General features: G+C 53.9%; 1 protein-coding gene. It reads right to left on the minus strand.

All coding sequences use genetic code 11. The features are described 5' to 3' along the window. Nucleotides 1-172: helix-turn-helix domain-containing protein (locus ACSV5T_RS10105; protein ID WP_438321047.1), on the minus strand; the 172-nt coding region annotated here is incomplete at its 3' end. Nucleotides 173-254: the final 82 nt, after the last annotated feature.

The raw sequence follows: 254 nt of genomic DNA on the forward strand, positions 1-254 counted from the left end.
GTGAGACTTGCGTAATATTCGTCAGTTCCTCGATGCGGCGAATCCGATAGAGTACGGTGTTCGGGTGGATGTGAAGATGGGCGGCGACGCGTTTGACGTTCCCATCAAAATAGAAATACCACTCGAGCGTCGTGACGAGCTCGGTATGATGGGCGACATCATATGCCTGCAAACGCTCGATGGTCGGATGCGTTTCGAGCCGAAGCCCGATTCGGCGAGCGAGATCTGGGACGAGCTGATAAATCCCGATTTGT

It is taken from the genome of Veillonella sp. ZSJB6 (genome assembly GCF_051549505.1).
GTDB lineage: Bacteria > Bacillota > Negativicutes > Veillonellales > Veillonellaceae > Veillonella.